Below are 26,606 nucleotides of genomic sequence, written 5' to 3' on the forward strand. Positions count from 1 at the left end.
TCAGCGCTCCCAGAGGGAGGCCAGCTTCAGCGGGAGCGCTTCGAAGGGCTCGGCGCGGACCAGGTCCTTGCCGGTGTGCGTGCCGAGCATGCGCCAGGTGCCCTCATCCAGCCGGTAGACCTCCAGCGTCTGGAGCCGCGGGTCCACGAGCCAGACGTGCTTCACGCCTTCTCGGGCGTACACCGCCATCTTCCGCTTCCGGTCCAGGGTTTCGGTGGAGGGAGACAGCACCTCGCAGAGCCAGTCCGGTGCGAGCTCCACGCCAATCGTGTCCGGCCCGTCTGGCATTCGCTCGCGCCGCCATCCCGCGAGGTCGGGCTCCACCACATCGCGCCTTAGATGCAGGCGGGGCTCGAACAGAATCACCCAGCCGCCAGGCCCCTCCTGACCTTCTTCTTCATCGAAGGGTACGAGTTTCTTGAACAGCCGGCTGGCAGCCCGACTGTGGATGAAGCGTGGCCCCGGGCTGACGTACAGCTCGCCGTCGATGATTTCGCCGGTGACGCCCGGCGGGAGTCGCTCCAGCTCCTCGTACAGGCTCTCCAGTCGCGACTTGCTCATGCCCCCAGAATGCGGCTCCGCGTACCGCCTCGCAAGCCGCGCCTCCCCCTCCACCTGGATGTCATCGGTCATGTGTGCAGCATGAATCAGACCTCTGACATCCTGACAGAGTCATGGAATCCAGGAGGTCACACGGCGATGACTCGTAGGTCGCCTTGCAAGAATTCACAGCCTCTCAGCGTTCCCAGAGGGAGGCCAGCTTCAGCGGGAGCGCCTCGAAGGGCTCGGCGCGGACCGTGGCATTCCCCTCGTGGGTAGAGAGGAGCAGCCACCGGCTTCCCTCCAACCGGTAGACCTCCAGCGTCTGGGGACGCGGGTCCGCGAGCCACAAGTGCTTCACGCCCTCTCTCGCATACGCCGCCATCTTCCGGGCCCGGTCCAGCTTCTCCGTGGACGGCGACAACACTTCACAGAGCCAGTCCGGAGCAAGCTCCACACCGACGACATCCGGTATCTCAGGCATGCGCTCGCGCCTCCATCCCGCGAGGTCGGGCACCAGAACATCGCCGCCCAGATGCAGCTCGGGCTCGGGAATGAAGACCCAACCTCCTGGCCCTTCCTGTCCCGGTTCCTCATCGAACGGCATCAGCCGCTTACCGAGCCGGAAAGCCGCCCGCCCGTGCGGCGTCCGAGGGCGGGGACTCACGTGCAGCTCGCCGTCGATGATTTCGCCGACGACATTCGGAGGGAGTCGCTCCAGTTCCTCGTACAGGCACTCCAGTCGCGACTTGCTCATGTCCCCAGAATGCGGCTCCACGTACCGCCTCGCAAGCCGCGCCTCCCCGCCCACCTGAATGTCATCGGTCATGTGTGCAGCATGCACCCGACCTCTGACATCCTGATGGATTCAGGCAATCCAGGAAGTCACATGGCAATTACTCGTAGGTCGCCTTGCACTGGTCCTCGTGCCAGAAGCAGGGACGCTTGTTCTTGCGACAGGACTCCTCGGTGGTGTGCTTCAAGCAACTGCACCCCCACTCGTCGTCGCACTCCACGGGGCCGCGCAGGGTCTGCACGGTCTGCACGGGGTACGGCGCGGGTACTGGCGCTACCGGCCCGGACTCCTCCCGCGGCTCCGGGGCTTGCTGTTCCTCACAGGCCACCAGGCCCAGCAACGACACGACGACGAGCCAATGACGCATCCACCACCTCCCGCGCGTCAGACAGTTGCCGCCTGGAAAACGTTCCCGCGCATGACACGCTCTGGTTCGACTCAGGCCTCCGCCCCGCCCCCCTTGCGCGCGGCGAGCACCGTGGACGCCCAGTCCTCCGGCGTCGTCTTGCGAAAGCGCGCCGGAGAGCACCCCACCTCGCGACGGAACGTGTTGATGAAGTTCGAGAGGTCGCCGAAGCCCACGTCGAAGGCAATCTCCGTCACCGGCCGCGAGGTGTCACGAAGCAGCTCGAGCGCGCGCCGCACCCGCACCTGCATCAGGAAGCGATGCGGCGTCACGCCCGTCTCGCGCTTGAACACGCGGAGGAAGTGGTACGGGCTCAACCCCGCCACCCGCGCCAGGTCTCCCAGGCCAGCCCCAGCGTCGGCCCTCCCTCCGCGAGGCGCCGCTCGGCGAGGTGCCGCAGCGCCTCGACTCGCGGCAGGGGCGGAAGCACCGAGCACGCGAAGTACCCGGGCTCCGGCGCTACGGGCCGAGCGTCAGCTCAGCCCTTGTTGTCCTTGTCGACGACGTTGTCCACGCCGTCCTTGTCGTCGTCGCCGGGCGGCTCCTTGCCGTCCGGGATGCCATCGGCGTCGCTGTCCGTGTCGAGCACGTTCGGCAGTCCATCGCCGTCCGCGTCGCCCTGGACCTCCTCCTTGTCCGGCAGCCCGTCCTGGTCCTGGTCTCCCTTCGAGTCGAGCGGCACCTCGAGGACGACTGTGTCCGTCCGCCCCGAGCCGCTGCACTTCCCGTCACCCGGGTAGATGGCCGTGGCGGACCACTTCCCTCCCGCCACCGTGAGCCGGTAGTCCTCGAACGCACCGCTGCTGTTCGTCGTCACCGTCTGGTACACGGGGTTGCCGTCCCCATCCGTGTAGCGCAGGAGCAGCTTCTGTCCCGGCCGCTCGGGCTTCGTGTAGCCCTTCACGAGGATGATGCCGCACACCTCGGGCGGATTCTTCGGGTCATAGAAGTAGACCCTGCGCTTCTCGTCCGGCTCCTGGTGATACGCGGGGAACTCCTTGCAGCTCACCTTGCTCACCTCGGGCGGCTCGATGAACACGGTGGTGCGGCGCCGCAGCGGCACGCGCACGGTGGCTCCGCCCATCCGCACCAGCGTGTCCCCTCGCGGAGTCCACGCGGTGACGTGAGCGTCGTGCGAGACGCAGTCCTTGTCCTTCTCGTCGGGCTGGAACACCAGGTGTCCCTCCAGCAGCTCGCCCGGCTTCACCGTCGCCTTCTTCGGCCCGAACTCCTGCTTCCAGTGGCCCGGCACGCCCTCGTAGCGGAAGTAGACGAGCTGCTCCTCCTTCTCGTTGGCGTTCTTGAACTGGAAGCCGAAGTCCACCACGTCGTACGGGCTCGCGTGGCTGGACTGCTTCACCCAGAGGTTCTGCTGCGCGTCGTTGTCGCTCGTGTTCGTGTCCGACGTCATGCGCCGCAGCTGCACCTTCACGCAGTTGTGCGGGTCATCCACGCCCACGGGCTTCCACACCACGTAGATGTCGCGCGACTCGCCGGCCGGAATCACCGGGATGTAGACAATCTTGTAGAGGTCGAATGAGCCCTCTCCGTCCACCGTGTGGTACGGCGCGGAGAGCAGGAAGCGGACCTCCGTGTCGTACGCGTCCGCCGGGCCGTCGTTGTAGACGCGGGCGTAGATGCGGTTGTCCTGGTCCGCGATGGGCCGCTCGTCCACCTGCGTGGTGTTGTAGCCGCCGCCGTCCTCCTGGTTGTCCACCCAGATGTCGGGGCTCGTCCACTCGGGGTTCCCCTTGCGGATGCGGACGTTGTAGTCGACGGGCGGCGTGTAATCGACGGTGACGTCGAAGCCGCCATTGGACGGGCGCTCGGCCGTCACGCGCACGGTGATGCCCGTGCCGGGAGGCGCATCCGAGTCCCCCACGCCCAGCGCCGCGTCGCCCACCGTGGTGGCCGGCGTGCGGTCCCGGATGACGACGGGCACCTGGCCCTGCGGAATGGCCTTGTTCGCGTAGTACACGAGCACGCCCTTCTGCGGCACCGTCTGGTCCCGGTTCGTCAGCGACGGCGTGCGCGACTCCACCCAGTAGAAGTGCGTCTCCTCCTCGAAGGACGTCACGCCCGGCGTCAGGCCAATGGCGATGGCGCCGTACTGCCCGCCTACCAGCGTGCTCTGGAAGCTCACCGGAATCGCCGGCTGGCCCGTGCGCGGCGACGTGCCGGGCGGACGGGGGATGAAGAGAATCTGCCCGCCGCTGCTCGTCACCCATTCGGCGTGCTGCTTGGACCACACCAGCGGGTGGGCGCCCTCGAAGGGCAGCGCCATGTTGTCCCAATGGTTGGCGGGCTCGGCGACGGGGAACTCCACGTTCTCGTGCGGGAAGAGGTCCACCAGGCCGAACTGGTGCGAGTAGCCATGCGCGAACTGCGCCAGCGAGTTGCTCGGGCCCTGGATGGAGACGGAGAGCCAGCGCGTGGTGCCGCCCACCGTGTACGGCCAGTTGCCCGTGGTGGCCCAGTCGCGCGTGAAGCCCGGGTCGTTCACCACCAGGATGACGCGGTCGATGTCATCCGACGGGTCCGCGGTGGGGCCGTCCAACGCGCCCGGCTCGTCGAACAGCAGCTTGTCCAGCGCGTCCGTTGCCAGCTCCACCAGCGGCGTCTGGTCGCTGCCGGAGTACTCGGTGCTGTCGTGCCCCAGCGCCAGCGGGCCCTTGAAGATGGGGAGCAGCGTGGCCTGGTTGTAGCTGACCTCCGAAATCCACTGCGTCAGCGCGTCCACGCGCGAGGTGACGGTGGCCTCGTCCGCGCTGCCCATGATGTCCGAGAAGTCCACCCGGAGCACCAGCGTGTCCTGGTTCCCGTCGGGGAACGGACCGCGCGCCACCTGGACGGGGCGGATGGCGAGGTTGTTGTTCTTGCGCACCTCGTCCAGTCCCGTGCCGGGCGTCAGCCGGTCATAGAGGTTCGTCACGCGCGCCGTCAGCGTGAAGCGGCCGTCGCCCGCGGTGGCGGACTCGGGGGCGGGCGGCCGGAAGAGGATGGGGCCCACCACGGTGACGCCGTGGGCCGTCATGGTGGCACCGGGCACCGTGGGCACCGAGAGCGCGTTGCCGGGCACGTTGACGGTGGAGCTGGAGTAGCTCTCGTAGAAGCCGTCCTCGCTCCAGTTGTTGGGGAACACGAGCGGCGACGACGGGTCACCCCAGTACAGCTTCACCGAGGAGTTGGTGGCGGGCGCGCTGTTGCGGTTGCGCACCATCACGTAGACGTAGTTGTTGGTGTCGAAGCGCGGCTGCTCGAAGGCGTAGTAGCCCAGCCCGTTCTGGGCCGCGGTGGCCAGGTTCACGTCCGGCCGGTGGCGCACGAGGATGTCCGGCGAGGACAGCGTGAAGCTCGTCGCCGTGGGCTCCGTGCCCGTGTCCCCCAGGTAGTCGCGCACGTACAAGTCGAAGGGCATCGGCGCGCCCGAGCCCAGGAAGGCCACGAGCCGCGCGGCGTCCGAGTCGATGACGAACACGCGCCCCAGCCCGTCAATCTCCAGCTTCTGCGGCGAGGTGAAGAGCGGCGCCACGCCCAGCGTGGAGTCGAAGGTGCCGTCCGACCGGAAGACGGTGACGCGGTGGTTCTGCGTGTCGGCCACCCACATCATTCCATCCGGCGACACCGCGACGTCGCGCGGGCTGCGGAACTGGTTGGCGCCCGTGCCATTCGAACCGAAGCGCAGCGGCGCGCCCACCGGCGGAACCTTCACAATCTGATGGTGGCCCGTGTCCGCGATGTAGAAGGTGCCGTCCGGCCCCACGTCGAAGCCGCTGGGGCTGAAACACGTGGGGTCCGACAGCGCCACCTCCCAGCTCGTGTCGTCCGGCCCGTCCGCCACGAGGATGCGGTTGTTGCCCGAGTCGAGCAGGTACACCCGCCCCATGGGCCCCACGGTGATGTCCTTCGGCTGCGCAATCGTCAGGCCCGCCACGCTGTTGCGCGTGGTGGACGCGAAGGCCGGGTCATACGTGTAGCTGGAGGTGCCGGCGTTCCACCGGTACAGCTCCACCTCGCCGCCCACGCTGTCCACGGCGTAGAGGTTGCCCTGCGCGTCCGCGGCCACGCCCTGCGGCTGGTTGAGGGCCTGCTCCTGCGTGGGGTCCATCACGAAGCCGACCTCGGACCAGGAGGGACTGCCGCCCGAGAGGGTGGAGATGGCCGTGTACTTGATGCGCCGGTTCGCGGTGTCCGCCACCAGCACGCGCCCGTTCAGCTCGTCGACACCAACGCCGAAGGGGATGAGGAAGCCGCCCGTGACGGGCTGGGGCGGACCGGCATCGGCCGCGCCACCGCCCAGGGACGTCTGGCTCCAGACGAGGACGAGCGCCACGAGCAATACGAGAGGACGCCGCACCGCCAGCAGGCGGTGGGAGGAAATGGTGAGGCTCAAGGAGGGAGTCCTTTACTTGTCGAGGAGGAACCGGGCCCGCGACACCGAGCCCTTGTGCTTGGTGGACTGGCCGTGCTTCGTCACGTAGTCGCGGAGGACGATCTTCCCGTCGGCCCAGCGCGACACCTCGGTGACGGCCAGCTCGCGCACGGTGTCGTCCGTGTCGTCCAGGAAGGTGAGCGTCTCCTCCTTCGCGACGTCCGGCCCGCGACGCGCGAAGGTGTTGAGGGACAGCCGGCGCAGCCCCACGCTCTTCGCCTTGCCCGCCTCGGCCACGTGCTGGCCCAGGCGCGCGTCCCACGGCATCTCCTTCACGGGCTTCGACACCAGGTAGGAGAGCACCGAGGCGCGCACGGCCTCCGCCTCGGGCTTGCCTTCCACCGACTCCCAGATGTCCGAGAGGGCCGAGGCGCGCGCCGCGGGCGTCACCTCCTTCTCGAAGCGGGTGAAGGCGGAGATGCGGCCGAGGCCGTCATCCGTGGCGAAGTCACGGCCGAGCCGCACGGCGCTGGACTGGGCGAGCGCCATGGAGGAAAGGGTGAGTGCCAGGACAGCCAACAGGCGCCGAATCATGGGTTCCTCATGAAGCGCGTGCCGCGCGCGCGGGTGATTTGCTGAATGGTGTGGACGGCGGTGTCGTCCCACAGCCGCTTCGTGTTGCCGATGTTGCGCGGGGCGGAGGTGATGGTTCCGTTCCGCATCAGGTTGAAGACGTCGTGCACGCCGCCGTAGTGCCCGCCCCCCGCCCAGCCGGCAGTCCCTCCACCGGCCTCGCCCGCCGTCAGCGTGGCGTTGGTGACCATGTGGCCCACCTCGTGAGCGCCCGAGTAGTCATTGGCGGCGGCCCGCCCCGCGACGAAGACGAAGTTCCTCGCGGTGGAGGCTCCGGGAATCCACCCGTCCGGGAAGGACTGACCGCGGTCACCCGACGAGAAGTTGCCCACGAGCATCATGTAGATCGTGTTGGCGTTGGCGGGCGTGGCGGGGTCCACTCCGCGCGCCAGGTTGATGAGCGCCTGCTGGTCCGCCGAGGGCGCGAGCGTCCCGTGGCTGCCCGTGAAGGTGCCGACGTTGTTCAGGTTCACCGCGCTGCCAACGGGCAGGCTGATGACGTCCGTGGCGGCGGTGTGCACCACCTCCACGCGAACCCCCATGGGGATGAACCGCTCCCGGAGGATGTCCGTGAGGGTGGTCACCGTCGCCGCGGGAATGGCCGCGATGCCCAGGTTGGCCGGGTCCTGGAAGTTGAAGACGCGGACCGTCATGACCCGGCGCTCCTCGGGCAGGCGCTGGAAGAGCGGCGTCTTGAGCAGGGTGACCGAGGCCGCGGGGTCCATGGGCTGGTACCTCGCCACCACGCGGCCGTCCGGGTTCTTCGTCTGGCGGACGCGGTGGTTCGCCGCGTCGTAGGCCGCGTTGCCCGGGTGCGCCGTAAGGCCCGTGTTGGTCGCCTGGTCCCGGTCCACCGGGTCCGCCACCACCATCACCGCCTGGGACACGAAGATGCCCGTGTTGGCCCCCGTCTCGGTGAGGGTAACGGTGCGGTTGGTGGCCGGGGAGTCCTGGACGGTGGTGCCGTCCGCCTCGGTGGTGAACCACTCCAGCGCGTACTCCTCCACCGTGGCGGCGTTGGTGTTCCGCGCCGCGTCGGTGAGCTGGTAGTAGAAGCGGCGCGAGTCACGGCCGATGAAGTTGTCCGGGGTGGCCGCGGCCGCCAGACGCGACTGGTCCTCCTCGTTGTAGAGCGTGTCGACGAGGCCGAAGGCATCCGCCGCCAGCCGGAAGGCGAAGTCCCACAGGCCCACGCGGACGAAGAGCGCCTGCGTGTCGGCTCCCGTGATGCGGAAGTCGTTGTTGGTGTCATTCATCGTCGCCAGGTTCCAGAGGTTGAGCTTCAGCTCCTTGCGCGGCGGCGCGGTGCCCGTGGGCGGCCGGAACTCCACCTGAAGCACGGGCGAGCCGGGCAGCAGGGCCTCGACGTAGACCTGCGCGGGGACGGCTTCCGCCGGGAGGTTGAACGTCTTGGGCAGCACCAGCTCGGTGGTCTTGTTCGCGTTGGTCCACACCTTGAAGAGCGCCGGCCCTCCCGTGCTCAGGACGAGCTGGCCGTCCACGCGGGGCTGGAAGCGGAGCGTGACGGCGACGAGGTCGTTCTCACCGGCGGCGGCGGGCGCCTGGGCCGAGTCGACGACGCCGTTCGCATCGTCGTCGTCCGAGTTGACCGCGATGGACAGGCCGCTGGCGGGGATGGCGTGGCCGGGGACCTCGAGGCCCAGGTCGTAGAGGTAGAAGGGCACGCGCGGCGACACGCCCAGGGAGCGGCCGCTACGGAACGCCTCCACCTCCATCTGGTATTTTCCCGGGGCCTGGGGCGTGGAGCCCACGCGGCCGTTCCACGAGAAGGTGCCCATGGCGGCGGCGCTCGGCGTGTTGCCGCTGGCCACGACGCTGCCGGACGTGTTGAGCACCCGCCACTGCACGCTGGAGATGGAGAGGGCGCCGTCCACGCGGTAGTCGAACGTCACGTTGCCCGTGCCCGCCACCACGGCGGAGCGGTCGAGGTACGGCGCGGAGCTGGCGAGCTGGAGCGTGACGGTCTCCGTCTGGATGGCGTGCGGCTGGAAGCCGACGAAGGGCGTCGGAGACAGCGAGAAGTCGAGCAGCGTCACGCGCACGTCGTAGTGGCCGGTGGGAGGCCGCGTGCCGGCGTTGGTGTACCCGTTCCAGTTGAAGACCAGGGGCAGGCCCTTGCTCATCGGCGGGACGTTCAGCTCGTACGCGGAATAGACGGGCGTGGCGCTGCCGGTGGGGAAGACCTCCAGCAGCGTGTACATGCCCAGGGCGAAGAGCGGGTCTTCGTAGAGCGAGGAATCGATGTGGTAGTAGACGTCGATGTCCGCGCTGTCGAAGGACTGGACGATGGCGGGCGTGAGGGTGGTGGGCGCGTCCACGCAGACGCCGGACAGGCAGTTGCCGATGGTGACGCCCGTCTCCGCGTAGTTGGTCTGCGAGGGCATGTCGTCATCGGTGACGGTGAGGCGAATCCTCCAGAAGCCCTGGCAGGCCGGCGGGACGGCGGCACCCGCCGGGTAGAGGGTGAGGACGCTGGCCGAGGGGCCGCTCGGCAGCGAGGGCGAGGCACACCCGACGGGCGGCACCGCGGACCAGGTGTAGTTCGTGATTCCCAGGCCCGAGCCGGGCGTGCCCGTCACCACGTTGTCGAGGTCGAAGCTGGCGGAGCCGTTCACCACGATGGCGTTGGGCAGCACGCCCGCGAGGTTGACGAGGTACCACGCCGAGCCGCTGAGGACGGCGGCCGGCAGCGTCTGGGGCGGGACGACGACGACGGTGTGCCGCGTGCGCGCGACATTGCCCTCGCCGTCATGAACCTCCAGCTCGAACTGCCACTGGCCGGGCTGCATGTCGCCCCAGTCCAGCGACAGCGTGGCGTTGTGCGCGGGGACGAAGAAGACGTCATCCACGCGGCCGGTGGTGTACTCGCCCCACGCGTCCGGCGGGATGTCCACCACGTACCAGGTGTAGCTGACGATGCCCGGCGAGATGTTCCGAGCGGGGCCGCTGTCCGTCACGTGGCAGCGATTGGGCTGACTGGGGCACGGCGAGTCGGGGTCCACCGAGCCGGTGCCGTCCAGCACCAGGGGGAACTCCAGCAGGTGCGCCACGTCCGGCCCGGAGATGTCCGCGGTGGGTACGTCATCCACGAGGATGGAGCGCTCCTGCTGCACGGACTCGCCCTCGTCGTCGGTGGCGGTGAGGCGCAGAATCCACGTGCCGGCGGAGCTGGCGGTGGTGGCGCGGGTGACGGAGGCGCTGGTGGACAGCACGGCCAGCGGGGACACGCCCGCGGACTGCGGCGCCTGGAGGAGCTCCCACTTGAAGGTGAGGTTGCCTCCGTCGTCATCCGTGGTGACGGTGGTGGACGCCTGGAGCGCCTGGCCCACGTCGATTTCGGTGGGGCCGGCGAAGGAGATGCGCGGCTTCAGGTTGCGCACCGTGACGGTGACTGTCTCGGAGTCGGTGTCGCCCTCGTTGTCGCGCGCGGTGACGCGGAAGCGCCAGGTGCCCACGTGGAGACCGGTGGTGGGGATGTTGATGCCCGGCGTGGTGGCGTAGCCCGTCGTCGGAGCCATGCCGGAGCGGGTGGGCGCCTCCAGGATGTCCCACGAGAAGGTCAGCGCGCCGCCGTCCACGTCGTTGGTGGGCGACGCCGTGAGGTTGATGGGCGTGTTGGCGTCAATCTCCGTGGCTCCGGCGACGCTGATGTTGGGCGGGACGTTGGGGACGGTGAACGAGTAGCTGAAGGTCTTCAGCTCGCCCTCGTTGTCGGCGACGTCCAGCGCGAAGTTGTAGGTGCCGATATCCCGGTCGCTGGTGAAGGTGATGGTGGGGTTGGCGGTGTTCGCGTTCGTCAGCGTCGCGGGAGACATGGGCGGCTTGCTGACGATGCGCCACGCATGGGTGAGCGCGCCGCCATCCCCGTCACTCGAGTTGGCGCGGAGCGTGACGGTGTTGTTCCACGCCGGCGTGGGCGTGTGATTGATGCTGGCCGCGGGCGGCGAGTTGACGACGTTGATGAAGAAGCGGACGGGGGTGGCGAAGTTGCTGATCGCCGCGGGGTCACAGATGACGTTGCATGGCGGGGCGACCCCGCTCCAGCAGTAGTTGGGGTTGGCGTACTTGCCGTTGCAGGTGACGGTCTTCAGGCCCAGGTCCCGAAGAGAGTTGTAGGTCAGCCTGAAGTGGAACTCGGGCTGGCTGTCCCCATTCGAATCGAAGATGGAGCAGGCCGCGGGGAGGGAGAACGGCCCCGCTGTGGGCGCGCCCGGGTCTCCGGAGCCTGGAGCAATCTGCACCGATGGCGCGGGCGAGAAGCCGGTCTGGGTGCACTCGACGAGAAAGGGCCAGAGGAAACCGTCCTCGGCGGTCACCCAATAGTCACCCGTGGTCTTGACCTGCTGGTTTCCGGAGAAGTCCGCGGCCTGGCTGGCGGAGGCAGCGAGGAGCAGGACGAGGGCCGCGGTCCATGGGATGCGCTTCACGATGGTTCTCCAGATGGGGACGGGGCTCATGGGCGCGGGCTGCTCTGCGGAGAGGAGGGAATGGCGACCGGGCCGGCCGGGACGGGCTGCGGCGGCGCCGAGGTGGTCGAGAGGGAGAACGAGACGTGGTCGGAGGTGGCGGTGGGCTTCAGCAGCTCCGCGAGCAACGCCGCGTAGCGTTCAGCGAAGAGGTCCTTGATTTGCGCCTTGGCGCGCAGCTCTCCGAGCAGCCCCTTCAGCCGGGCATCCGCGTACAGGCGCTCCAGGCCGGCCTGGATTGCGGGCGCGGCGTCCTCGAACTTGCGGTCCAGCTCGGGCAGCACCTCGTGCACGAGCAGGAAGCGACAGCCCTCCTTCGTCTCGATGACGCCGGTGAGCTTCCCGGGCTCGAGCTCCACGAGGGCCTTCCAGACCTCCGGGTCCACCGTGTCCTCGGTGAGGCCCATGCGCGCGCCGCCGAGGGCACGGGTGGGGCCTTCCGAGGACTCGCGGGCCGCGTCGGCGAAGGCGATGGCGCCCTCGCTCACCTTCTCGCGCAGCTCCTTGGCCCGGGCGTAGCACTCCTTGCCGGGGAGGATGAGCACCTCGCTCGCGTTCACCCGCTTCGGCTGGTGGAAGCTCTCCGGGTAGCTCTCGTAGTAGCGCTTCACCTCGTCGTAGGGGACTTCCACGGCCTTGCTCGCCAGCCGCTCGCGCAGGAGGCGCTGGCGGATGTCGGCGCGGATGCCGGTGCTGCCATCCGGGGTGCGCTCCACGTACTGCTTGAACTCCTCGGTGGTGGGGAAGGACTGCTCGAAGGCCGCGAAGGCCACATCGATGTCCTTCTCGGAGACCTCGAGGCCCTGCTCCTTCGCGGCCGCGTCGGTGACGGCTTCATCGATGAGCTTCTGGACGATGGAGTTCTTGAGCAGCAGCGCGTCCGCGTCGGGGATGCGGCCGTCCTCCGTCGTCACGCGCGCGGCGGTGAAGGCAAGCAGGTGATTGAACCGCTCCAGGGAGACGGGCTTGTCGTTGACGAGCGCGACGTCCTGCTCCTCGGGCAGGTCCAGCCGGCCCGAGTCATAGGCGGAAGAAGCCGCGAAGCCACCGAGGGCGATGGAGAGCAGGCCGGTTGCGAGGAGCCACCGGCGGACGGATGTTCGAGAACGAGGGCGAGAAGGCGTGGCTTCCATGGGCACCGGGAGCGGTTGTCGGGAACGGGAATGCGTCGGGCCCGGCCCTGAGCAAGGACCGGGCCCACGGAACGTCCCGAGGGAGCGCGGCTCCGCGCATGCGCCCACGTGTTGCCTGCGAGGCAACTGCGTGGGGGCGCTGTGGACTGCGGGTCTACGGCCGGCGGGGAGCTTCCGCGTCAGGTGCGATAGAAGAGGCCCGGTACGCGGTCCTCGAACCAGGAGCAGCGATGCGCCTTCATCTATTTGGAATCGCCCTGTCCGTCGTGCTTGGCGCGGGATGCGGGAGCACCCGTAGCAGCGCTCGCAACGACGCCGCTGGTGACTACCGTCTCGCGGACAACGGGAGGAAGGGGCTGATCATCGTCTCGACCCGCTTCTCCACTGACTGCAAGGAGGGTGAGACCCCCACCGCGACGCTCGGTTACCAGGACCCCTCTGCCAGTCACGGGTACGAGAGTGAGATTCCCGTGAACGACCCGTCCATCGAACAGGCGTTCCAATCGCCTCCCGGCCACTTCCAGGTCAAGGCGCTCTTCGAGGGGACGTACCGCATCCGAAGCCTGCAGATCAAAGACAGTCCGTCCTTCCGTCCCATCTACAAGGAGACCCGGACGGAGTTCGAAGTCGAAGCAGGCAAGGCCGTGTACCTCGGCGAAGTCCACATCAAGCTCACCCACTGCGACTCCATCCCGGTCATCACCACCATGATCTCCGACCAGTGGGAGCGGGACAGCAAGCTCTTCGAGCAGAAGATGAAGAACGTCCGCGCGGACGAGGTCGTCAAGCGGCTCCTGGGCCAGGCCGCGAAGCCGTAGCACGCCAGCGACAACGCGCCACCGGCTCAAGCCACCACGGCGTGGAGGATGCGCTCGAAGAGCCAGGGCGCCTTCGCGAGCAGGTGCACCACGGGGCGGCGCAGCCGGGGACGGCGGGCCAGCATGAGCAGCGCGCGCGTCGTCCAGGCGTACTTGCGGAACACGCGCTGGAAGCTGGCCTCGTAGGGGCGGAGGGCGTCCTGTGTCGCGCCCTTCGCCAGTGCATCGGGTAGCAGCGTGCCCAGAGACTCCGCGCAGGCGAAGGCGAGAGAGAGCCCCTCTCCCGTCAGTGCATCCACGTAGCCGGCGGCGTCTCCCACGAGGGCGAAGCGGTCCGCGACACGTGCCCTCGCAACTCGTGCGAGGGGGCCCGCGCCTCGTGCCTGCGAATCCGGCGCGGCTCCCGCGAGCCGCTCGGACAGGCGGGGGAAGCGTGCGAGCATCGTCTCGAAGCTCACGCGCCCATCGACGATGCCGTCCTCCCAGAGGAAGGCGAGCCCCACTCGGCGGGCCCCGGCGGGCGTGACGTAGGCCTCGACGCCGTCCGCGAAGTGCACCTCCACGTAGGGCGTCCACGGCTCCAATTGGAAGTGGCGACGGAGGCCGAAGCGCCTCGGGCCCGTGGACTCCACGTCCAGCCCTTCCGCGCGCCGCAGCGGCGAGCCGAGCCCGTCCGCCGCCACCAACATCCGCGCCTCCACCGGGCCTTCCGCCGTCTCCAGCGTCACGCCTTCGCGGGTGCGACGGTGGGACAGCACCTGCGTGCGCTCGCGCAACTCCACGCCCACGTCGCGGGCTCGGGCTACGAGTGCGGAGGCGAGGGCCACTCGCCGCACGCCGAGGCCACCGGCCCCGGGCAGCAGCCCCTCCACCGTGGAGCCATCCTCCTGCACGTAGCGGATGCCCACGAAGGGCGAGCTCTCGCGCCGGTCCAGAAGTGCCAACGCACCCAGCCGGTCCAGCACCGCGAGCGCCGGAGGCATCAGGCCCTCACCACAGGCCTTGTCGGCGGGCACCGTGGCGCGCTCCAACACCACCGTGTTCAGGCCGCGCGCGGTGGTGGTGATGGCCACGGCGAGTCCGGCCGGGCCTCCGCCCACCACCGCGACGTCGTACCGTCTCACGTGGCTCGCCCCCGGCTCTTCATCATGCTCCGTGTGCCCCGCTCGGACCGCACGGGCGCATGTGGCTCGCGCAGCCTCATGTCGAAGCATCGGGCGCAGCGCGCCGATCCATTCAGGACACGAGGACGAGGACTGCCCGCACGACGAGGGGGACCTCCCGGCGGCCGGAAGCAGCGGAAGGAACGTTCATTCCACCGGCCCGCCTCCCAAGAGGGTGGGCATGAGGCGCCTCCCTGCGGCCGGGAGCGGCGGAAGGAACACTCATTCCGCCAGCCCGCCGCCTGGTGGCATGGAGCGGAGTGCTGGGAGCGTCGGCGCCCTGAACCAGCCACGCTCCCGCTCACGTATCGTGCTCCGCCCTCGCCATGGCGATGGCGCTCTTCGCCATCTCCACCGCCATGCCGACCATGCCCACCTTCTTCGGCGGCGTCAGCTCTCCCGCCAGGTAGCGCCGCAGCGCCTCCGTCCGCCGCAGCTTGCCGCTCGACGTGCGCGGCAGCGTCCCCGGCTCCAGCAGCTTCACCGTGTGCGGCCGCACGCCCGTGGCCTCCACCACCGCCGCGCGGATGTGCTCCTCTACCTCGTCACCCACGCCCGGCGCAGCGCGCTCCGCGAGGATGAGCAGCGCCTCGTCCTCGCCGCCCTCTGGCGTGAAGCCCAGCGCCACCGCGCAGCCCGTGCGCACGCCGTCCACCGCCTGCAGCGGCTCCTCGAAGGCCTGCGGCGCGTGGTTGGCCCCGCGGATGATGACCACGTCCTTCGCCCGGCCCGTGAGGTACAGCTCGCCGTCCGCCACGAAGCCCAGGTCTCCCGTGTCCAACCAGCCGTCCGCCGACAGCGCCCGGCCCGTGGCCTCCGCGTCTCCGAAGTAACCCGACATCAACGACGGCCCCCGGGCGAAGACGCGCCCCACCCGCTTCTCCGGCAATGCCGCGCCCACGCCGTCGCGCACCTCCACCTCGAAGCCGGCCACCGGCGCGCCCACGCTCACCAGCTCGCGAGTCCCCGTCTCCACCCGCGCCTCTCGCGCCAGCACTCCGGCGTCCACGCCCAGCGAGCGTGGGCCCCGCCCCTCCGGCGGGAAGGTCACCGCCAGCGACGCCTCCGACAACCCGTACACCGGCCGCAGCGCCCGCGCGGAGAAACCCCACCGCTCGAAGCGCTGCGCGAAGCGGCGCAGCGTGTCCGCGGACACCGGCTCCGCGCCATTGAGCGCGTGCTTCCACCAGGACAGGTCCACCCCCTGCATCTCCTCGTCCTTCACGCGCTTCAAACACAGGCCATACGCGAAGTTGGGCGCGGGCGAGATGAAGCCCCGGTGTCTCGACAGCGCGCGCAGCCACAGCGCGGGCCGCGCGAGGAAGGCCTCTGGCGGAATCAGCACCAGGTTGCCCGGGTAGTACAGCGCGGACAGCACGCAGCCGATGAGCCCCATGTCGTGGTACAGCGGCAGCCAGCTCACGCCCACCTGCGGAGTCCCCGGCCGCAGCGGCATGGCCACCTCCAGCGCCGCCACCTGCGACATCAGCGCCCCTTGCGTCAGCGCCACTGGCTTCGGGTCCACCGTGGAGCCGGACGAGAACTGGATGAGCCCCAGTCCCTCCGGACTCACGGGCACCTCGTGCTCCTCGTCCCCGCGAGCCACCTCGTCCACCGTGTGGCAGCCCAGGCGGGGACGCGCCCGCTCCACGCTCGGCCCCAGCAGCAGCCGCACCCGCGAATCCGTCAGCACCGCCACCGCCGCCGTCACCTGGAGCATCCGCGCCGTGGAGCGGTGGTACTCCTCCAGCCGGCCGAGCCGCACCGGCGGATAGAGCGGCACCGGCACCGCGCCCGCGAGCAGCGTGCCGAAGTATGCGTCCATGAAGCCCGGCGACGTCGGCAGCAGCAGCGCGACCCGTTCACCCTCGCGCACGCCCAGCCGCGCCAGCCCCGCGGCCGTGCGCCGTGCACGGCGGTATACCTCCTCCCACGGCACGGACACCTCGCGCTCGGCCGCGTCCACGAACGTCAGCCCGTGCGGGGTGGTGCGCGCGGTGGCCGCGAGCATCGCATTCACCGTCGCGTACTTCAGCGCGGGAAGGGAGGGCCCCTTCACGGACGCGCCTCCAGCCTCCACGCCCTTCACGGGCGTACCTCAGGGCCCTGCGCGCCCTTCGCCGCCGCGGCGGCGGCCCGCTGCGCCACCAGCTTCGCCAGGTCCGCCACCGTGCGGACATCCTGCGCGTCCTCCTCGGACAGGCGGATGCGGAAGCGGTTCTCCAGCCCCACCGCCAGCACCGTCAGCCCCAGGCTGTCGAGCTGCAGGTCCTTCAGGAGGTCATGCCCCGGCTCCACCGCGCCCTTCCACTCCAGCTCGTCGGCGGCGATGCGGCGGATTTCCGCCAGCACTTCGAGTTCGGACTCAGTCACGGGGCACCTCCGGGATGAAGCGGGGACGGTGGGCAAACGCACGCGCATACGCGTCGCCGAGCGCCGCCTCCTCCGCGCGAATCCGCACGAAGAGCAGCGCCGCGTTTCCCACCGAGAAGAAGAGCGCCGTCCGCCACGCGCCGTGGATGAGCGGCACACACGCCAGCTCCAGCACCACCGCCACGTAGTTGGGGTGACGCAGGAACCGGTAGGGCCCGCCCGTCACCGGCGGCAACTCCGGCACTACGATGATGCGCGAGTTCCACCTGTCACCCAGCGTGCCGATGGCCCAGTACCGCAGGGCCTGCGCCGCCACCGCCCCACCCAACGCCACCCAGCCCCACGCTCCCAGGAAGGGGGACTCCAGGACGAGCACCTCGGCCACACAGGCCACGAGGAACAGCGTGTGGAACACCACCATGAAGCGGTAGTGCCCCTGCCCCGTCTCCACGCCGCCCCGCGCGAAGGCCCGGTCCGCGTTGCGCTTGGAGAGCACCAGCTCCACCAACCGCTCCGCCACGAGCAGCGCCATGAAGCCCAGGAAGACGGCGTGGGTGGACGTCACCATCGCAGGAGCACCATCTCCGCGCAGAAGCCCGGGCCCAGGGCCATCACCATGCCCCAGTCACCAGGACGCGCCCCGGCGTTCTCCAGCGTCTCGCCCAGCACGAAGAGCACCGACGCCGAGGACAGGTTGCCCACCTCGCGCAGCGACGCCCACGAGCGCTCCAGCGTGGCCGACTCCAGCTCCAGCGCCTCCTCGAAGGCCTTCAGCACCTTGGGCCCGCCAGTGTGCGCCACCCAGTGCCGCACATCCCCGCGAGTGAGGCCATGCTCCGCGAGGAAGCCGTCCACGTTGCCGCGGATGTGCTCCTTCACCAGCGTGGGCACCCGGGCGGAGAGCACCACCTTGAAGCCCGAGTCCACCACGTCCCAGCCCATGACGCGCTCGGTGTCCGGGTAGAAGACGGAGCGCGAGGCCACCACGCGCGGGCCCGTCGCACCGGGCGCCTCGGCGCCGCGCAGCACCGCGCACGCCGCGCCGTCTCCGAAGAGGCCGGAGGCGATGATGTTGGGGATGGAGAGGTCCTCCCGCTGCAACGTCAGCGAGCACAGCTCCGTGGCGATGACGAGCGCGGTGTGCTTCGGGAAGGCGCGCAGGTAGTCCGCGGCGCGCGCGACGCCGGTGGCCCCCGCCACGCACCCGAGGCCGAAGAGCGGCGTGCGCTTGAAGTCGTCGCGGAAGCGCACGCGGTTGGCCACGCGCGCCTCGATGCTGGGCGTGGCGATACCCGTCACGGTGATGAAGAAGACGTGGTCCACGTCCACCGGCCGGAGCTCCGCCTTGTCCAGCGCCTGGCGCACCACCGTCTCGCTCAGCTCCGTGGCCGCGCGAATCCAGGTGTCGTTGCGCTGCTGGAAGGTGACGAGCGGCGGGTAGGCCTCAATCGGAAGCGCGAGGTGGCGGCCGCCGACCTGCACGGCGCGGTGCAGGTCCTCCAGCCGCTCGAGGTTGAAGTGCCGCGTGGCCCACAGCTCGCGGAAGGCCGCGATGAGCTGCTCCTGCGTGGCGTAGTGCGGGGGAAGGGCACGACCTACCGCGTGGATGAAGGGCGAGCTGTCCTGGCCGGATGCGCTGCTGTGCATGGAGTTCTCGAATCCTACGCGACCATCGCGGGATGACGCTTACCCGGCTGCCCGGCCCGACGCGAGACGCGCCGCGCCTGGATGAATGCCGCCGGACGCGAACCCTGTACCATTGTCGTACGCTAGACGCGCGACACGGTTCCGAGAAGTCGTCGGGAGCGCGCTGTCTCACGGCAGACAGCGTCCAGCCCCGCTGAAGGAATGCACCCGAAGCTTGAACAGGGCTTGAACGCGGGAGGCGCAGCCTACTCGAAGCGGTAGCCCTTGGGCACCACGGTGATGCCCGACTCCGTCACGGTGAAGCCGCGTGCCTTGTCGGCCTCGAGGTCGAAGCCAATCTTCGCATTGGGCGGCACGCGCACGCCCTTGTCGATGATGGCATTCTTCACCTGCGCGTGCCGGCCGATGTCCACCTCGTCGAAGACGACGGAGCGCTCCACCTTGGCGTAGCTGTTCACCCGCACGCGGCGGAAGAGGATGCTCTCGCGCACCACGCCGCCGGAGACGATGCAGCCTCCGGCCACCATGGAGTTGAGCGCGCGGCCCACGCGCTCGCCCGACTCGTGGACGAACTTGGCCGGTGGGCTGTACTCGCTGCCGGTGCGCAGCGGCCACTCGGCGTTGAAGATGTCGAACTCCGGGTTGACGGACACCAGGTCCATGGACGCCTCGTGGTACGCGTCCAGCGTCCCCACGTCGCGCCAGTACGTGTTGGGCCCCGTCTGCCCGGGGATGGGGTTCTTCGCGAAGTCGTACGTCTGGATGTGGTAGCCGTCGCGCAGCGCGCGGGGCAGCACGTCCTTGCCGAAGTCGTGCTGCGAGCCCTCCGTCTTCGCGTCCACCTCCAGGAGTTCGGCGAGCACCTTGCTGCGGAAGATGTAGTTGCCCATGCTGGCGAGCGCCGTGTCCGGCCGGCCGGGGATGGGCTTGGGGTCCTGGGGCTTCTCCTGGAACTCCGTCACGCGGCCGCGCTCGTCCACCTGCATGACGCCGAAGCGGTGCGCGTCCGCGAGCGGCGTGGGGTACGCGGCGATGGTGATGTCGGCGCGCTGGGCCTCGTGCAGCTCCAGCATGTGCGCCACGTTCATCTTGTAGATGTGGTCGCCGGAGAAGACGGCGAGGTGCTCGGGGCGGTGGTTCTCCACCAGGTGCATGTTCTGGTAGATGGCGTCCGCCGTGCCCCGGTACCAGACGGGCCCCAGCTCCTCGTACAGGTACATCTGCGCCGGCACGAGCGTGATGAAGTAGTCCGACAGCAGCACCGAGCCGAAACGCCACCCGCGCTGGATGTGCTCCGTCAACGACTGCGCCTTGAACTGCGTCAGGACGTAGATGGAGAAGATGCCCGAGTTGATGAAGTTGTTGAGGGCGAAGTCGATGATGCGGAACTTCGACCCGAAGGGCACCGCCGGCTTCGAACGCCGCAACGTGAGCGGCGCCAGCCGCGTTCCCTGCCCGCCTGCGAGGACCATCCCGAGAATGCGCGTGGCCATGCGGTGCTGTGTCCCTCCCGGCCGCGCAGTATAGGGGCCCGCCCGGCTTTGTCCGGCCTCCCGGCTCCGCGGGGACAATGTCTTCATGCGTCACGGGACAGTGGCGGCGGTGCGGACAACGGCGCACGCGTCATCAACATGAGCTTCAGGACGTCCAACGGGACGTCGCTGTGCTCGGGCTGCGTGTCCATCCAGAGCGCGGTGGACTGCGCCGTGCAGAAGAACGTGGGGGTCGCCGCCGCGGGTGAAATGAAATTACTCGCGGTCTCGTTCGTCTTCACGGCCCGGGGGGTGCACGTTGCCGGCCATCTTTTCTACTGACTCGGTTTCCGAGAAACAGCGTGTGGAGTACTGGCAGGAGACGGCGAGCCGGGTGTTCCTCGGCCTGCGCACGGAGCGGAAGCGCAGGGATGAGCCGTTCTTCGGCCGGTTGGACCATCGGGAGGCCGGGCCGTTGTCGGTGACGCACCTGCACTCGGTCTCGCAGCGGGTGTACCGGGGGGAGCGGGAAATCTCCCGTGCGCCGCGCGAGTGCTTCTTCATCTGCATGCAGTTGGAGGGCGTCTGCACGGTGCGGCAGCCTCGGCGGCAGGAGTACCAGACGCGGCCGGGTGACGTGGAGTTGCTGGATGGAGTCCGGCCCGGGGAGATCTCCTTCGACGCCGCGTACCGCCGGGTCGTCATCCTCGTCCCGTATGCCGCGCTCCGGCCGAGGCTCGTCGACCCGGACAAGTCGATTGGGAGCGTGCTGCGGGCCACGGAGGGCACGGGCGCGCTCGTGTCCGCGTACGTGAGTGCCTTCGCGCGCAACGAGGTGGCAGAGCCGGTCTCGGGCTCGCTGTCGGACATCCTGGTGTCGTTGCTCGCGGTGGGCTTCAACGCGAAGGAGGATGGAGAGCGGCCGGACGCCGCGAGCGTGCGCGAGGCGCGGCGGCACGCCATCCGGGACTACGCCGAGCGCAACCTCTCGGACCCGGCGTTGAGCCCGACGACCGTGTCGGCCCACTTCCGCTGCTCCACGCGCTACCTGCACGAGCTGTTCGCGGAAGGGGGCGAGTCCTTCATGCGCTGGGTGCTGGCACGGCGGCTCGCGCGGTGCCGGCAGGCGCTGCTGGACCCGGCGCTGCGGGAGCGGACCATCGCGGACATCGCCTTCCGGTGGGGGTTCCAGGACCTCTCGCACTTCGGCCGCGCCTTCAAGGCGGCCTTCGGCATGACGCCCCGAGAGTGCCGCGCGGAATGCGCCGGACCTCGTGTGGCCGCGAAGAGCCGGCGGCGTCCGCTGCCGCACTGAGGCACACCGCGACGGGCCGGGCCCAGGCGTGCAAGATGCACCGCCCCGATGCGTCAGGTCGGGGTGAAGCCTGTTTCGCGTCCAGGAAGGGACCGATGCCGAAGAAGCGCGAGTCGAAGGAGCCCTCTCTCCCGGAGGCCGTGGCCAGCGGTGAGTGGAGCACCGTACTGATTGGACTGCTCGACGCGTGGCGGGCCGCACCGCACCGGGAACTGGCGGACCGCATCGTGTCCGTGGGCGCGAAGGTCTCTGGAGGCCAGCCGCTCTCCGGTGCGTGGGAGGACGTCGCGAAGATGCCGGACGCAGCGGTGCTGTCGGCCTTGCTGGACACGCTCCTCGACAAGGGCTCGGTCAAGGCGCGTGCGCGGCTGGAGGCACTCGAAGCCTGGCCGGAAGACCCGCGCATCGACCGGTGGGTGGCCGAGCGGTACGCCGACCCGCCCTTCACGAGCACCGGCGCCCGTCCCTTCTGGACGCGGCTGTTGCCGCTCGCGCGCCGCATCCGGGATGCGCGGGCCGCGGAGACTCTCAAGAAGGCCCGTGCGGGCTACGACCGCTCGATTCCGTACGAGGACTTCCTCGCGGCCCACCTCGACCGCATCCAGTCCGAGCTGGACGCCGCGACCGACACGGAGCTCTCCATCGGGATGAGCCAGGTGCTGCCGCAGGTGGACGCCGCGCTCCACACGGAGGCCGAGGCCTCGAAGCCCGCGCGCTCGGGAGATGCCGAAGCGCTGCTGGCGCAGGTGCTCGCGAATCCGGAGGACAACGAGGCGCGCGCGGTCCTCGCGGACGTGCTGCAGGAAGCAGGGCATCCTCGCGGTGAGCTCATCGCCCTCCAGCTCGAAGCGACCCGCCGTCCGCTCACTCCCGCCGAGGTGAAGCGCGAGCGGCAGCTCATCAAGACGTCACGCAAGGAGCTGCTCGGGCCGCTCGATGACGTGCTGAAGCCCGACTGCACCTTCTCCCGTGGCTTCCTCTCCCGCGCCGCGCTGAAGCAGGGCAATGCGCGCGCGCTCGAGAGCGCCATCGAGAAGACCGTGGGCCACCCGCTGTGGGCCACCGTCGAGCACCTCGAAGGACAGGGCGACTACGACATCACCCTGCATGAAGTGATGAAGTCGCTGCGCTCACTCGCGCATTCCAGCGTCGGCGCCAGGAAGCTGGCCCGGATGCCGAAGCTGGAGGCGCTCGTCGACGGCGGCGCCACCGACGAATGGCTCGACCTCGCGAAGGCCGCGGACGCCTTCCCACGGCTCCGCGAGCTCGACATCCTGCTCTTCCCGCGCCAGGTGCTCGAATTCCTCCAGTCGCCCCTCGTCGCGCGTCTGGAGCGACTCCACGTGAGGCTGAGCCTCCCGGGCCATGACCCATCCACCACCGAGTCCGCGCTCGCCCTTCTCGCGCTGGTGCCGAAGCTGAAGGTCCCCGACCTCACCCTCCGCATGGTCCGCTACACCACGAAGGACTGGGGCAGCGGCTACCACTTCGTACGGGATGCCGCCGGCAGGCTCTCGGTCCGCGTCTTCACCACGGAGATGAACGAACCACACGAGCGGCTCGTGCAGGCCGATGTGCTGCGAGGCCTGGACCACATCGCGAAGCTCCAGCCCGCGAGCTTCGTGGTGGCCCATCAACTGCGCACCGGGCTTCGGACGGCCGTCGAGCAACGGGCTCGCGAGCTCGGAGCCACGCTCGAAGGCTGACCGCACGGGCTCACTGAGTCGTGAGGACCTTCAGCAGCTTCCGCGCCGTGACTCCCGGCAGCTCGACGCCCTCGCGATTGGTCATCACCGCCAGCGAGGCCTTCTGCGTGGGCAGCCAGACGGCGAAGGCCGAGAAGCCGTAGATGTTGCCGTTGTGTCCCTGCATCGGCAGGACGGAGTCCGTCCACTGCGCGAGGCCCAGCCCATAGCCGGAGTCGCCCTCCGGCGTGCGGGCCCATCGGAGCATCTCGGCGCGCTGCGCCTGGGGCAACAGGTCCCCCGAGAGCAGGGCCTCGAAGAAGCGGCTGAGGTCGTCCGCGCTCGACACCAGGGCGCCGGCCGAGCCCGCCGCAGACGGGTGGAGCAGCCCCTCCAGGTTCGTCCACGCGCCACTCTCCGAGTCGCGGATGTACCCGCCCGCGGCGAGAGCAGGCAGTGTCTCCGCGCCATCCAGACCCGTGCTCGTCAGGTGGAGGGGCTCGATGATGCGCGTGCGGAACTGCTGTGCCACCGACGTGCCCGACACGGCTTCGATGATGCGGCCGAGGAGGATGTAGTTGGTGTTCGAGTACTCCCAGCGCATTCCCGGCTCGAAGGAGGGCGAGCGGGCCGCGCCGTACGCGATGAGCTCTTCGGGCGTCCACACCTTCCCGGGGTGGGCATATGCGTCGGCGAGGAAGTCCGGGCTCTTGGTGTAGTTGAACGCGCCGCTCGTGTGGTTGAGGAGCTGGCGCACGGTGATGCGGTCCGCGCGGGGGAAGTCCGGAACCCACGTCGCGAGCGGCGCCTCCAGGGACAGCTTGCTCTCCGCCTGGAGCTGGAGGGCCACCACGGCGACGAAGGTCTTGGTGATGCTTCCCGCGCGGAGCCGGTCCTCGGGCTTCATCGCGGTGGCGGACTCCACGAGGGACAGCCCCGTCGCGCCCCGCCACGTGCACTCCGGGAAGCGGAGCGAGGCAGTCATGCCTGGAAGGTCCTCCGCCTTCGCCGCCTCTTCGAGCGCGTCCTGCAGCCGGGAGCCGAGCCGCTCGCAGGGCGTGCCTTGCGGTTCGGGCTCGGGCTCGTCCTTCCCGCATCCCACGAGCGACAGCAACAGCCATGCGCCAAGGGCGAGCCGGGTGGAACGGTGACTGCGCATCTCAGGTCCTCCAGGTGAACGACGGGTACGAGCACCCGAACACCGGAGCCGGATGTTTCTGTCACTCAGTGGCGGACGTGTGGACGCAGCACTCAGCGCAGCCGGCGGCACGCAGCGGTCTTCACCGCGAGGTACACGCGCGCTCCTGGTGCCACGCCCAGCTCACGCACGGAGGCCGCGGTGAGCCGCACCACCCAGCTCACGCCGGCCACGTCCACCAGGGCGGCTTCCTCTCCCGAAGGCGCCGGCTCCAGCTTCGTCACAGTCCCCGTGAGCACGTTGCGCGCGGAGACGCCGGACAGGGGGCCCATGGAGAGCAGCACGTCCTCGGAGGGCACCGCGTACGCCGCGCGCGTGCCTGCCGCGAGCTCCGGCGCGTCCGGCACCCAGAGCGACAGGGCCTCCGCGATTCGCAACCGCAGGCCGCCGCCCTCCGGACGTTCCAGCGTGCCCTCCAGGATGTTCTCCTCGCCCTCCTCTTCCGCCGCGAGGAGCCCACGGGCCGCGGTGCCCAGAACCTCGGACGCGGGGCCTGCGGCGCGGACCCGGCCTTCATCCAGCAGCAGGGCTTCGTGGGCGAGGACCCGCGCCTCTCCGAGCTGGTGCGTCACGTACAGCATCGGCACCTTCGCCTCGTCGCGCACGCGCAGCAGGTACGGCAGCACCCGCTCCTTCAGCGCCACGTCGAGCGCGGCCAGGGGCTCATCGAGCAACAGCAGCGCCGGGTCCGTGGCCAGCGCCCGCGCCAGGGCCACGCGCTGCTTCTCGCCGCCGGAGAGCGTTGCCGGGTAGCGGTGCAGCAGCGGCGCCAGCTCCAGCAGGGCAATCGCCTCGTCCGCCCGCGAAGCCCGTCCCTTGCGCTCACCGAAGCGCACGTTCTGTCCGGCGGTGAGGTGCGGGAAGAGCAGCGCGTCCTGCGGCACGTAGCCCATGCGTCGTGCTTCCGGCGGAACGTCCACACGCGCGTCACTGTCGAGCAGCACGCGCCCGCTGACCTCCACGCGTCCACGTGCTCCACGCCGCAATCCCGCGAGCACCTCCAGCAGCGACGTCTTCCCCGAGCCCGAGCGCCCCATCACCGCCACGGACGCTCCCGCGAGGCGCGTCTCCACCTCCAGCGTGAAGCGCGCCAGCGGCAGCCGGATGGAGAGGACCAGGCTCACGCGCGACCCCGCCGTCCCCGCCGCCGCGTCACCACCTCCGTCGCGTACACCGCCGCGAAGGCCAGCAGCGTCGCCACGCCCGCGAGCCGCAGCGCCTCCGCGTCCTCTCCCAACTGCGTCCGGTGGAAGATGGCCAGCGACAGCGTCTGCGTCCGCCCGGGAATGTTCCCCGCCACCAGCACCGTCGCGCCGAACTCACCGAGCGCCCGGGAGAACGCCAGCAGCGCCCCCACCAGCACCCCGCGCCACGCCAGCGGCAGCGTCACGCGGAAGAACGCCCTCACCCGCGAGTCGCCCAGCGTGCGCGCCACCGCCACCAGCCTCGGGTCCACCTCCTCGAACCCCGAGCGCGCCGAGCGCACCAGCAGCGGGAACGCCATCACCGCGCTCGCCAGCACCACCGCCTTCGGCGTGAAGACCACCTCCACGCCCCACGCGTCCAACACCCGCCCCACCGGCCCGTTGCGCCCGAGCAACTCCAGCAGCACCAGGCCCACCGCCGTGGGCGGCAGCACCATGGGCAGTGCCAGCACCGTCTCCACCACGCCCTTGCCCGCCCCGTCCCACCGCGCCAGCGCGTACGCCACCGCCACCCCGGGCGGAAGAATCAGCAGCGTGGCCACCGCCGCCACCGCCACCGTGAAGAACACCAGGCCCGCCGTACCTTCCATCACGGCGCGCGCGGCTCCTTCCCGCCCAGCACGATGAAGCCCTGCCGGGCGAACACCTTCCGCGCCTCCTCCGTCCGCAGGAAGCGAACGAAGGCCCGCCCGACCTCCGGCGCCTTCCCCTTCGCCAGCGCCGCCACCGGGTACACGATGCGCGGCGCGTCCGCGTCCGGCACCGCGAAGGCCACCTTCACCTTCTTCGACTGCGCCGCGTCCGTCGCGTACACCACGCCCGCGTCCACCCGCCCCGCCTCCACCGCCGACAGCGCCGCGCGCACGTCCAGCGCCGGCACCACCTTGGGCTCCAGCGCCTTCCACAGCCCCGCGTTCTCCAGCCACCCCTTCGCGTACACCCCCGCCGGCACCGCCGCCGGGTCCGCCAGGGCCAGCCGCTTCACGCCCTTCAAGCCCTCCGGCCCGGACAGCGTCTCCTTCGCGTCCGCCGGCACCACCACCACCAGCCGGTTGGACAGGAGGTCCACCCGGGTGCCGGGCTGCACCAGCCCCGCCTTCTCCAGGGTGTCCATCCGGACCGCGTCCGCCGACAGGAATGCATCCGCCGGAGCCCCCGCCGCCACCTGCCGGGCCAGGTCACTGGACGCCCCGAAGGCGAACTCCACCTCGTGCCCCGTGGCCCTGGCGAAGGCCGGCGCCAGCTCCTGGAGGGCATTCGTGGTGCTCGCCGCGGCGAACACCAGCGCCTTCTCCGCGAGCGCGGGAACGGCGGTCAGCAGCAGAAGAAGCGAGCACAGCAGGGAGAAGGGACGCATGATGGG

22 protein-coding genes are annotated in these 26,606 nt (G+C 69.9%); 4 read left to right on the forward strand and 18 right to left on the reverse strand.

Annotated elements, in window-relative coordinates; genetic code table 11:
* The 8 genes from ACVTJA_RS46430 to ACVTJA_RS46465 all read right to left on the reverse strand — a co-directional run bounded on the left by ACVTJA_RS46430 (position 1) and on the right by ACVTJA_RS46465 (position 12,367).
* Positions 1–561 (reverse strand): Uma2 family endonuclease, encoded by a 561-nt coding sequence (locus tag ACVTJA_RS46430; protein WP_465830528.1) that lies wholly within the window; start codon positions 559–561, stop codon positions 1–3.
* Positions 562–736: 175 nt separating this feature from the next.
* Positions 737–1,297, reverse strand: coding sequence for a Uma2 family endonuclease (locus ACVTJA_RS46435; protein ID WP_465830530.1), 561 nt, complete (start codon positions 1,295–1,297; stop codon positions 737–739).
* A 139-nt stretch (positions 1,298–1,436) separates the two neighbouring features.
* The gene (locus ACVTJA_RS46440; RefSeq protein ID WP_465830531.1) at positions 1,437–1,703 is read right to left on the reverse strand and encodes a hypothetical protein; all 267 of its coding nucleotides are present in this window, start codon (positions 1,701–1,703) and stop codon (positions 1,437–1,439) included.
* 71 nt (positions 1,704–1,774) lie between these two features.
* Positions 1,775–2,068 (reverse strand): helix-turn-helix transcriptional regulator, encoded by a 294-nt coding sequence (locus ACVTJA_RS46445; RefSeq protein WP_465830533.1) that lies wholly within the window; start codon positions 2,066–2,068, stop codon positions 1,775–1,777.
* 152 nt (positions 2,069–2,220) lie between these two features.
* A complete protein-coding gene (locus tag ACVTJA_RS46450) occupies positions 2,221–6,135 on the reverse strand; it encodes a hypothetical protein (RefSeq protein WP_465830535.1) in 3,915 nt (1,304 codons plus the stop codon).
* A gap of 12 nt (positions 6,136–6,147) precedes the next feature.
* Positions 6,148–6,708 (reverse strand): hypothetical protein, encoded by a 561-nt coding sequence (locus ACVTJA_RS46455; RefSeq protein ID WP_465830537.1) that lies wholly within the window; start codon positions 6,706–6,708, stop codon positions 6,148–6,150.
* Complete coding sequence (locus ACVTJA_RS46460) at positions 6,705–11,195, reverse strand: PKD domain-containing protein (RefSeq protein WP_465830539.1); 4,491 nt, start codon at positions 11,193–11,195, stop codon at positions 6,705–6,707. The genes ACVTJA_RS46455 and ACVTJA_RS46460 overlap by 4 nt, the downstream gene beginning before the upstream one ends.
* 26 nt (positions 11,196–11,221) lie before the next feature.
* Positions 11,222–12,367 carry a peptidylprolyl isomerase gene (locus ACVTJA_RS46465; protein WP_465830540.1) on the reverse strand — a complete coding sequence of 382 codons (1,146 nt, stop codon included), beginning with the start codon at positions 12,365–12,367 and terminating at the stop codon, positions 11,222–11,224.
* Between the two features lie 230 nt (positions 12,368–12,597).
* Here ACVTJA_RS46465 and ACVTJA_RS46470 point away from each other — a divergent pair, with 230 nt between their 5' ends.
* Positions 12,598–13,185: a hypothetical protein gene (locus tag ACVTJA_RS46470; RefSeq protein ID WP_465830542.1), complete on the forward strand. Its 588-nt coding sequence runs from the start codon at positions 12,598–12,600 to the stop codon at positions 13,183–13,185.
* A gap of 26 nt (positions 13,186–13,211) precedes the next feature.
* On the opposite strand, the gene ACVTJA_RS46475 is transcribed toward ACVTJA_RS46470, so the two are convergent.
* The 6 genes from ACVTJA_RS46475 to glgC all read right to left on the reverse strand — a co-directional run bounded on the left by ACVTJA_RS46475 (position 13,212) and on the right by glgC (position 19,861).
* A complete protein-coding gene (locus ACVTJA_RS46475; protein ID WP_465830544.1) occupies positions 13,212–14,309 on the reverse strand; it encodes an NAD(P)/FAD-dependent oxidoreductase in 1,098 nt (365 codons plus the stop codon).
* A 340-nt stretch (positions 14,310–14,649) separates the two neighbouring features.
* Positions 14,650–16,359 (reverse strand): fatty acyl-AMP ligase, encoded by a 1,710-nt coding sequence (locus ACVTJA_RS46480; protein WP_465840681.1) that lies wholly within the window; start codon positions 16,357–16,359, stop codon positions 14,650–14,652.
* Positions 16,360–16,433: 74 nt separating this feature from the next.
* On the reverse strand, positions 16,434–16,721 hold the full coding sequence (locus tag ACVTJA_RS46485) for an acyl carrier protein (RefSeq protein WP_465830546.1): 288 nt from the start codon (positions 16,719–16,721) through the stop codon (positions 16,434–16,436).
* The gene (locus ACVTJA_RS46490) at positions 16,714–17,289 is read right to left on the reverse strand and encodes an isoprenylcysteine carboxyl methyltransferase family protein (RefSeq protein ID WP_465830548.1); all 576 of its coding nucleotides are present in this window, start codon (positions 17,287–17,289) and stop codon (positions 16,714–16,716) included. Before ACVTJA_RS46490 ends, ACVTJA_RS46485 begins: the two co-directional genes overlap by 8 nt.
* Positions 17,283–18,368 (reverse strand): type III polyketide synthase, encoded by a 1,086-nt coding sequence (locus ACVTJA_RS46495; protein WP_465830550.1) that lies wholly within the window; start codon positions 18,366–18,368, stop codon positions 17,283–17,285. Before ACVTJA_RS46495 ends, ACVTJA_RS46490 begins: the two co-directional genes overlap by 7 nt.
* 245 nt (positions 18,369–18,613) lie before the next feature.
* A complete protein-coding gene (gene glgC, locus ACVTJA_RS46500) occupies positions 18,614–19,861 on the reverse strand; it encodes a glucose-1-phosphate adenylyltransferase (protein WP_465830552.1) in 1,248 nt (415 codons plus the stop codon).
* Between the two features lie 138 nt (positions 19,862–19,999).
* Here glgC and ACVTJA_RS46505 point away from each other — a divergent pair, with 138 nt between their 5' ends.
* The 3 genes from ACVTJA_RS46505 to ACVTJA_RS46515 all read left to right on the forward strand — a co-directional run bounded on the left by ACVTJA_RS46505 (position 20,000) and on the right by ACVTJA_RS46515 (position 22,861).
* Positions 20,000–20,182: a hypothetical protein gene (locus ACVTJA_RS46505; protein ID WP_465830554.1), complete on the forward strand. Its 183-nt coding sequence runs from the start codon at positions 20,000–20,002 to the stop codon at positions 20,180–20,182.
* Between the two features lie 22 nt (positions 20,183–20,204).
* Entirely contained in the window at positions 20,205–21,155 is a 951-nt protein-coding gene (locus ACVTJA_RS46510; protein WP_465830556.1) for a helix-turn-helix domain-containing protein, read from the forward strand.
* A 95-nt stretch (positions 21,156–21,250) separates the two neighbouring features.
* On the forward strand, positions 21,251–22,861 hold the full coding sequence (locus tag ACVTJA_RS46515) for a TIGR02996 domain-containing protein (RefSeq protein WP_465830558.1): 1,611 nt from the start codon (positions 21,251–21,253) through the stop codon (positions 22,859–22,861).
* Between the two features lie 10 nt (positions 22,862–22,871).
* On the opposite strand, the gene ACVTJA_RS46520 is transcribed toward ACVTJA_RS46515, so the two are convergent.
* The 4 genes from ACVTJA_RS46520 to modA form a co-directional block, all read right to left on the reverse strand.
* Complete coding sequence (locus tag ACVTJA_RS46520) at positions 22,872–23,999, reverse strand: serine hydrolase domain-containing protein (RefSeq protein WP_465830560.1); 1,128 nt, start codon at positions 23,997–23,999, stop codon at positions 22,872–22,874.
* 92 nt (positions 24,000–24,091) lie between these two features.
* Positions 24,092–25,162, reverse strand: a complete 1,071-nt coding sequence (gene modC, locus ACVTJA_RS46525; RefSeq protein WP_465830562.1) for a molybdenum ABC transporter ATP-binding protein — start codon at positions 25,160–25,162, stop codon at positions 24,092–24,094.
* Positions 25,159–25,833 carry a molybdate ABC transporter permease subunit gene (gene modB, locus ACVTJA_RS46530; RefSeq protein ID WP_465840682.1) on the reverse strand — a complete coding sequence of 225 codons (675 nt, stop codon included), beginning with the start codon at positions 25,831–25,833 and terminating at the stop codon, positions 25,159–25,161. Before modB ends, modC begins: the two co-directional genes overlap by 4 nt.
* Positions 25,833–26,600: a molybdate ABC transporter substrate-binding protein gene (gene modA / locus ACVTJA_RS46535; RefSeq protein ID WP_465830564.1), complete on the reverse strand. Its 768-nt coding sequence runs from the start codon at positions 26,598–26,600 to the stop codon at positions 25,833–25,835. Before modA ends, modB begins: the two co-directional genes overlap by 1 nt.
* Positions 26,601–26,606 lie beyond the last annotated feature (6 nt).

The organism is Pyxidicoccus sp. M6, assembly GCF_055568925.1.

Excerpts from the sequence above, each read along its gene's own strand:
- ACVTJA_RS46430 (WP_465830528.1), bottom strand. The coding sequence starts at position 561 with ATGAGCAAGTCGCGACTGGAGAGCCTGTACGAGGAGCTGGAGCGACTC.
- ACVTJA_RS46435 (WP_465830530.1), bottom strand. The coding sequence starts at position 1,297 with ATGAGCAAGTCGCGACTGGAGTGCCTGTACGAGGAACTGGAGCGACTC.
- ACVTJA_RS46440 (WP_465830531.1), bottom strand. The coding sequence starts at position 1,703 with ATGCGTCATTGGCTCGTCGTCGTGTCGTTGCTGGGCCTGGTGGCCTGT.
- ACVTJA_RS46455 (WP_465830537.1), bottom strand. The coding sequence starts at position 6,708 with ATGATTCGGCGCCTGTTGGCTGTCCTGGCACTCACCCTTTCCTCCATG.
- ACVTJA_RS46465 (WP_465830540.1), bottom strand. The coding sequence starts at position 12,367 with ATGGAAGCCACGCCTTCTCGCCCTCGTTCTCGAACATCCGTCCGCCGG.
- ACVTJA_RS46470 (WP_465830542.1), top strand. The coding sequence starts at position 12,598 with ATGCGCCTTCATCTATTTGGAATCGCCCTGTCCGTCGTGCTTGGCGCG.
- ACVTJA_RS46480 (WP_465840681.1), bottom strand. The coding sequence starts at position 16,359 with ATGCTCGCGGCCACCGCGCGCACCACCCCGCACGGGCTGACGTTCGTG.
- ACVTJA_RS46490 (WP_465830548.1), bottom strand. The coding sequence starts at position 17,289 with ATGGTGACGTCCACCCACGCCGTCTTCCTGGGCTTCATGGCGCTGCTC.
- ACVTJA_RS46495 (WP_465830550.1), bottom strand. The coding sequence starts at position 18,368 with ATGCACAGCAGCGCATCCGGCCAGGACAGCTCGCCCTTCATCCACGCG.
- glgC (WP_465830552.1), bottom strand. The coding sequence starts at position 19,861 with ATGGCCACGCGCATTCTCGGGATGGTCCTCGCAGGCGGGCAGGGAACG.
- ACVTJA_RS46505 (WP_465830554.1), top strand. The coding sequence starts at position 20,000 with ATGAGCTTCAGGACGTCCAACGGGACGTCGCTGTGCTCGGGCTGCGTG.
- ACVTJA_RS46515 (WP_465830558.1), top strand. The coding sequence starts at position 21,251 with ATGCCGAAGAAGCGCGAGTCGAAGGAGCCCTCTCTCCCGGAGGCCGTG.
- ACVTJA_RS46520 (WP_465830560.1), bottom strand. The coding sequence starts at position 23,999 with ATGCGCAGTCACCGTTCCACCCGGCTCGCCCTTGGCGCATGGCTGTTG.
- modB (WP_465840682.1), bottom strand. The coding sequence starts at position 25,833 with ATGGAAGGTACGGCGGGCCTGGTGTTCTTCACGGTGGCGGTGGCGGCG.
- modA (WP_465830564.1), bottom strand. The coding sequence starts at position 26,600 with ATGCGTCCCTTCTCCCTGCTGTGCTCGCTTCTTCTGCTGCTGACCGCC.